General features: G+C 67.1%; 7 protein-coding genes. 4 read left to right on the top strand and 3 right to left on the bottom strand.

Features of this window, described 5'->3' with window-relative positions:
- Positions 1 to 455: 455 nt before the first annotated feature.
- Complete coding sequence (locus ACFW0G_RS45215) at positions 456 to 1,424, bottom strand: glycoside hydrolase family 6 protein (RefSeq protein WP_378331775.1); 969 nt, start codon at positions 1,422 to 1,424, stop codon at positions 456 to 458.
- Between the two features lie 99 nt (positions 1,425 to 1,523).
- Between ACFW0G_RS45215 and ACFW0G_RS45210 the strand changes: the two genes are divergently transcribed.
- The gene (locus ACFW0G_RS45210; RefSeq protein ID WP_378331774.1) at positions 1,524 to 2,057 is read left to right on the top strand and encodes a hypothetical protein; all 534 of its coding nucleotides are present in this window, start codon (positions 1,524 to 1,526) and stop codon (positions 2,055 to 2,057) included.
- Positions 2,054 to 2,443 (top strand): hypothetical protein, encoded by a 390-nt coding sequence (locus ACFW0G_RS45205; RefSeq protein WP_378331773.1) that lies wholly within the window; start codon positions 2,054 to 2,056, stop codon positions 2,441 to 2,443. The genes ACFW0G_RS45210 and ACFW0G_RS45205 overlap by 4 nt, the downstream gene beginning before the upstream one ends.
- Before the next feature lie 21 nt (positions 2,444 to 2,464).
- On the opposite strand, the gene ACFW0G_RS45200 is transcribed toward ACFW0G_RS45205, so the two are convergent.
- Together ACFW0G_RS45200 and ACFW0G_RS45195 are read right to left on the bottom strand one after the other, a co-directional pair.
- Positions 2,465 to 2,713: a DUF397 domain-containing protein gene (locus tag ACFW0G_RS45200; RefSeq protein ID WP_378331772.1), complete on the bottom strand. Its 249-nt coding sequence runs from the start codon at positions 2,711 to 2,713 to the stop codon at positions 2,465 to 2,467.
- 12 nt (positions 2,714 to 2,725) lie between these two features.
- Positions 2,726 to 3,544, bottom strand: a complete 819-nt coding sequence (locus ACFW0G_RS45195) for a DUF5753 domain-containing protein (RefSeq protein WP_378331771.1) — start codon at positions 3,542 to 3,544, stop codon at positions 2,726 to 2,728.
- A gap of 241 nt (positions 3,545 to 3,785) precedes the next feature.
- Between ACFW0G_RS45195 and ACFW0G_RS45190 the strand changes: the two genes are divergently transcribed.
- Both ACFW0G_RS45190 and ACFW0G_RS45185 read left to right on the top strand, forming a co-directional pair.
- Positions 3,786 to 4,364 (top strand): ArsR/SmtB family transcription factor, encoded by a 579-nt coding sequence (locus ACFW0G_RS45190; RefSeq protein ID WP_378331770.1) that lies wholly within the window; start codon positions 3,786 to 3,788, stop codon positions 4,362 to 4,364.
- 23 nt (positions 4,365 to 4,387) lie between these two features.
- Positions 4,388 to 5,722 (top strand): alpha/beta hydrolase family protein, encoded by a 1,335-nt coding sequence (locus ACFW0G_RS45185; RefSeq protein WP_378331769.1) that lies wholly within the window; start codon positions 4,388 to 4,390, stop codon positions 5,720 to 5,722.
- The last annotated feature ends 100 nt before the right edge of the window (positions 5,723 to 5,822 follow it).

Genomic DNA, 5,822 nt, shown 5'->3' with positions numbered 1-5,822 from the left:
ACTACCTTCCGCCCCCGGTGGCACGTCATGCCGTTAAGGCCACCTTACGGGCGTGTGACGCCCGTAAGGTGGCCTTAACGGCATTTCCCCGGGGATCCCGACCGCTGGCTTTTTGCGCCGCCACTCCCGATCGCAGGTGTTGCGCCTCCGCTGCCGACCACCGGCTTTCGCGCCACCGCTCCCAACCGCAGGTACTGCGCCGCCGTTCCCGACCACCCGCTTTTGCGCTACCACTCCCGGCCGCTGGTGTCGCGCCGCTACTCCCGACCGCGGGTTTTGTCGGACCCCTCGCGTAGGCTTTTTGGTAGGGGCGCTCAGAGCGTCATGAATCTTCCGTTCATTCCTTCAGCGGCGGTGAGTCGTGGGCTCATGCGCCCCAATGTGGCGTTGGTTGCGTCCAGCGCACCGAACGCCACATTGGGGCGCTTGGAGCCCGAGCAGGAGCCGAACAGAGGTCAGCGGCCGGTGATGAGGTGGGTGGCGAGGTCGGGGCTGAAGGTGCCGGCGGGAATCCCCTTGCCGATGCCGCAGTCACCGTCGGAGTCGCCAGGGACCTTGACCCACAGCAGCAGGTCCGCGCCGCCGCCGATCTGGGCCGGGGTCCCGAGTTTGCGGCCCGCCGGGTTGCACCATTCGCCGTTGTAGCCGTTGCCGTTGCGGCTGGTGTCCACTGTGAACTGTCGCGTGTAGCCGAACTTCGCCGACAACGCCGAGTTCACCGCGCGCCCATAGGCCACCGAATCCGCAGTGGTGTGGAAGTTCGAGACGTTCAACGCGAAGCCCCGCACCGAGCGCACGCCGACGGAGTCCAAGCGCGCGGCCATCGTGTCAGCCGGGATCCACGAGGAGTTCCCACCGTCCACATAGGTCCAAGTGTTCGGCGCGTGGGCGGCCAGTGACGCGGCCGCGTAGCGCAGCAGGTCGAGACGCACTGGCCGATCGGCCGACGGCAGGCAGTCGAGCTGCGCGAGCGCGTCCGGTTCGAGGATCACCACGGCCGGTTTGCCGCCGATGCCCGCAGCGAAGGCGTCGATCCACGCGCGGTACGCCTCGGGGCTGCCCGCGCCGCCACTGGAGTGCCCCTTGCAGTCGCGGCCGGGGACGTTGTACGCCACCAGCACCGGGAGCTTGTCCGCGACGTCGGCGGCGTAGGTGTAGGCGTCGACGCTCTTGCGGACGTCGCCGCTCCAGTTGCCGAACCACCGGGCGCCCGGCCGCGAAGCGATCGACGTCTTGATCGACGCGGCACGCGGGTCGCCAGCGTGGTCGCGCACCCAGACGGCCGGGTTCGAATCCGGGTCGACGTAGAACCCGTTCGTTTTCTCCAGCGGGTTGCCGTCGGCGGCCTGCGCCGGTCCGGCGAGCCCCGCGAACACGGTGACGACGGCCGCGACACCGGCGGCCAGGCGAGTGAGACGACGCATCCGAGACTCCCCGGGTCGGCTGAATATCCGATTGGCAGCCTTCTGCCACGCCGTACAGAATGCGTACAAAAGCCCCTAAGCTGGGCGGAAGGAGGACGCGTGCAGCCTTACCAGTACCAGCCGTCGCCGCAGTTCATCCCGCTGCCGACGCTGTTCGCGAGCCGCGTCCGCTGGGGCTCGGTCCTCGCCGGGACGTCGCTGATCGTCGGCGCGCTGCTGTTCCTCGGCATCTCGGCGTTCTTCAACAACATCGTGAACCACAGCGCCTTCCCCCTCGGCCCGCTCGGCACGGTGGCGCAACTGCTGCCACCACTGTGCGTCATCGCGACCGCCATTGTGGTCCTGACCTGCCGACGTGCCCTCCGCGGCGACTACCTCGTCGTGTCCGTCGCGCGCACCACCCGCAACGTCCTGATCGTGTGTTACGGCTGCACGATCCTGTTCGCGTTCCTGGCCTTCGTGGTCATCGCGCTGCTTCACGCCTTCGGCGGCCTTCGCACGCCGATCACCTCGGACATGATCGTCACGTTCGGCTACCTCGCGCTCGGCTCGATGGGCTTCGCGGTCGGACATTTCTACGTGCGCCCCTCACAGCGAACGCTCCAGAAGTTCGCGGACAGGCCCGTCTGGTGACCGAACTCGCCGCCGCACTCGAACCGGTGCTCCACGATCTGCGGACCTGCCGCGTACAGCCGGAGGTCCGGGAGTACGCGAGCCCGCACCCCTGGCAGGAGGGCGTCTGGCTGCTGGATCCCGACGGCTTGGGCCAGGTGGTCGCCGTGGTGCGCGGGCAGAGTCACGCCGAGCAGGTCGTCGAATTGGCCGGTCACGTCCAGGAGTGGGCGGTAGAGGCGCTGTGGCGAGCGGGCGAGTCCGCCACCTGGCCGGAGTGCCCCGCGCATCCGAACTCGCACCCGCTGGACCCGCGCGTCAGCGATGGCCAGGCAGTCTGGACGTGCCCGCGCGGCGGCGATCCGACAGTCCCTATTGGACAGTTCCCGTCGGCCTCCGCTGGCTGACGACGACGTCGCGTGGGCGCTTCACCGCACCCGAGCGACGAACCCGGCCCAGGCGGACGGCGACACCGTGAGGTGACCGGCCTCCGGGCTCTTGGAATCCCGCACCGCCACCGACGGCGTCACAAACGCGACCTCGACACACTCGCTGTTTTGCCCGCTGGTGCTGTAGCTGCTCTTGCGCCAGGCGACCTCGACGCAGTTGCTGTTCTCGCCATCGGTACTGTAGCTGCTCCTGATCCACTGCGCGCCGGAAAAGTCCACAGTGGACATAACAGCCTCCGCTCAGAGCCGCTTGATGAACGCGATCGAGTCCTCCTCGTCGAGCGCCCGATCCGCGAAATCCTCGAACGCCATCTTAGCAGCAGAGACGTCGCTCTCCTTCTCGTAGTGCATGGCCCCGAAGATGTGCTCCGCGTACGCGACGTCGGGCTCCTCGGTGTCATCGAAGCTCGCGATGAAGACGTTGCCGTTCTGACCGTCGTAAGCGCCGACGTCCTCCGGCACGATCTGAAGCCTGACATTCGGCATCTCCGCGCACTCGATCAGGCGGGCAAGCTGCTCACTCCGCTCGTCCCCTGCGAGAACCGGCCGCCGCAGCGCATACTCGTCCAGGATCGCGTGGTAACCGAGGATCGGCTCCTCAGTGAGCCGGAGCTGGCGACGCAAACGCACAGCCACCTCGTTCTCCAGCTTCTTGCCCTTCAACGGCCGACGACCCCCAGCGAAGACCTCGCGCATGTAGGCCTCAGTCTGGAGCAAGCCCGGGATGTAGCCGTACTGGAAGACCCGGACCCGGCTCGCCTCGGCCTCGATGGGCAGGAAGCCCCGGTTGCCCACGCCGTAGTGGAACCACCAGCCCTTCTCCTTGCCCCGGTCGTACAACGCGATGTACTCATCCCACTCGGACACGATTACGCAGTATCGGTCGAGTAAAGCGCGGAATTCGTGGTACGAGGGGAGGAATCCCAGCTCGATCCGCGACATTTTGCTGATACTGAAGCGCAACGGCGCTCCCGCCTCGCCCTGGTTCATGCCGAGACGTTCCCGCATTCGTCGCAGCATCCGGCCAAGCTGGCGTGCGGGCAGATTCGGTTCACTCACTATACGTCACCCCTGGAGACCACATGATCACAAATAGTAAGCCGCGATTCCAGGAGTGAGAATCGCACACGCGGGATTCCGCGGGGTTGACAATGGAGAAAACAGCCCTCCACCCATGTATTCGCTGCTAACGCCTCACTTCCTTCCGCAGTAAATCACGCATCCGAGTGAACCAGTGATCCCATCCTAGCGTGCAAAGAAACCTTTGCACAAGTTTCTTTGCACGTCTACGCTGGACGGCATGACCAGCGCACCACCGCCGGAAGAGGTCGACCCCGCCACGCTCAAGGCCGTCGCACACCCGCTGCGTAGGCGGATCCTCGGCGTCCTGTCGAGTGGGCCCGCGACGGCGACGAAGCTCGCGAAGGCGTTGGGAGAGAACACCGGCGCGACGAGCTATCACCTGCGAGAACTGGCCCGCTTCGGCTTCGTCGAGGAGGCGCCCGAACTCGCGCACGGCAAGGAGCGCTGGTGGCGCAGGCGGCCGCGGGACATCCGCTGGCCACGTCACAGCGAGCAGGACGCCGAGACCCGGGTGCTCTTCGAGGACATGCAGCGTCAGTCGTTCGAAGAAGACTTGGCGAAACTCAACGACTTCCAGCGAAACCGGGATTCGATGCCCGGCGGCTGGTCGGACGCGCTGCTGTTCTCGCGCGGCTCCAGCTGGCTCACCAGCGAAGAACTCCAGCAGTTCTGGAACGAGTACATGGAACTCCTCCGGCGCTACTGGCGCACGGAGGACGATCGCGCCCCGGGCTCACGCCGGGTCCTTGTGCGCTGGTTCGCCTTCCCGGAAGCGGGAGACGACTCCACGGAGTGACAAACAGATATGGGGGAATATCCATGCGAAGAATCGCTTTACTGGCGACAATCGTCGCGTTCAGCGCACTCGCACCATCGGCGGGCGCGGCGGAATTCACCACTACCGACGTGACGTTCCAGAATGGCGGCGTCACGCTGCACGGCACTGTGGTCGCACCGCCGGGACGTCGCGGGCTGCCCGGCATCGTCATGGTCCACGGCTCGGGCCCGGGGCCAAGGCAGGATCACCGCGTCGAAGCGGAGGCGTTCGCGCGCGGCGGCGTCGCCACGCTGATCTACGACAAGCGCACCGAGGGCTATTCGCAGTTCACGCGCTCGTATTCGACGCTCGCCGACGATGCGCTTGCGGCGGTGCAGGCGCTGCGAGCGCGTCCCGAGGTCGATCCGGCGCGAGTCGGGGTGTGGGGGTTGAGCGAAGGTGGCTGGGTGGCACCGCTCGCGGCGTCGCGATCGGCTGACGTCGCCTTCGTCGTGACTGTCGGGGCCAACGGCGTGCAGCCCGCCCGGCAACAGGCCTGGGCCGTCGAGAACCAGTTGCGCCACCTGGGTTTCTCGGGCTCGCTGGTGAAAATGGCGTCGTCGACCATGATGCGTCAGCTCGTGGGCGGCGGCGTGTTCCCCGAAGCCCGCTACGACCCGATCCCGGTGCTGGCGCGGTTGAAGCAGCCGGTGCTCGGCCTGTGGGGCGCGCGCGACGTGCTGACGCCGCCGGCCGAAGCGCTGAGGATCTTCCAGGAAACGTTGTCGCACAACGGAAATCAGCACTACACCCTGCGTGTCTTCCCGGACGGCCAGCACCAGCTGCGCCGGACGACCGATGGCTTCGACAAACTCGACGGCTACTCGCCGGGCTATCTGGAACTGGTGAGTTCCTGGGTCAACGGCCTCGCGTCCGGGCCGCCCGCGGCGAGCGCCGACGCCCCACCCGCCCAAGACCGGCAAAGCGTCGAACTCACACCGTTGCGCTGGTACGAAACGACGTGGCTCCAGCTCGCGGTGGTGCTGCTCCTGCTGATCGCCTTCGCGGCTTATCCCGTTGGAGCGCTCTTCCGGCGTGCGCGCGCGGGTTCCCCGTCCGCGCGCTGGCTCTCGACCACCGGTTTGCTTGCCACACTGGGGTTTTTCGCGGTCGCGATGCTGATCCAGCTGAGCCAGGGCAAGGCACTCGGGCCCGCGGTGCTCGGACGTCCGCTGCCATGGCTGGCGCTCCAGCTGCTCGCGGTGGCCGTGGTGATCTCGACCGCCGGAACCGCGATCGCGTGGTGGCGGCACCGGACGCCGCGGCTCGGCCTGCTGCTCGCGGGCGGCGTCGTCTTCATCCCGTGGGCGATCTACTGGGGCCTGCTCGTCCCGTGACCCGGCGCCGCGGGTAAGTCCGTGAATGCCACATCGAGGGACTCTGAGTCCCACGATGTGGCATTCACGGACCTGATGATCGGCCGAGAGCCCAGGGATC

Source organism: Amycolatopsis sp. NPDC058986 (assembly GCF_042741125.1).
Lineage (GTDB): Bacteria > Actinomycetota > Actinomycetes > Mycobacteriales > Pseudonocardiaceae > Amycolatopsis.
Note: the sequence above shows the minus strand (reverse complement) of the source record. Positions and strands in the feature narration are given on the sequence as shown.

Bases quoted from the DNA above. Each gene is read 5' to 3' on its own strand.
- ACFW0G_RS45215 (WP_378331775.1), bottom strand. From the start codon at position 1,424: ATGCGTCGTCTCACTCGCCTGGCCGCCGGTGTCGCGGCCGTCGTCACC.
- ACFW0G_RS45200 (WP_378331772.1), bottom strand. From the start codon at position 2,713: ATGTCCACTGTGGACTTTTCCGGCGCGCAGTGGATCAGGAGCAGCTAC.
- ACFW0G_RS45190 (WP_378331770.1), top strand. From the start codon at position 3,786: ATGACCAGCGCACCACCGCCGGAAGAGGTCGACCCCGCCACGCTCAAG.
- ACFW0G_RS45185 (WP_378331769.1), top strand. From the start codon at position 4,388: ATGCGAAGAATCGCTTTACTGGCGACAATCGTCGCGTTCAGCGCACTC.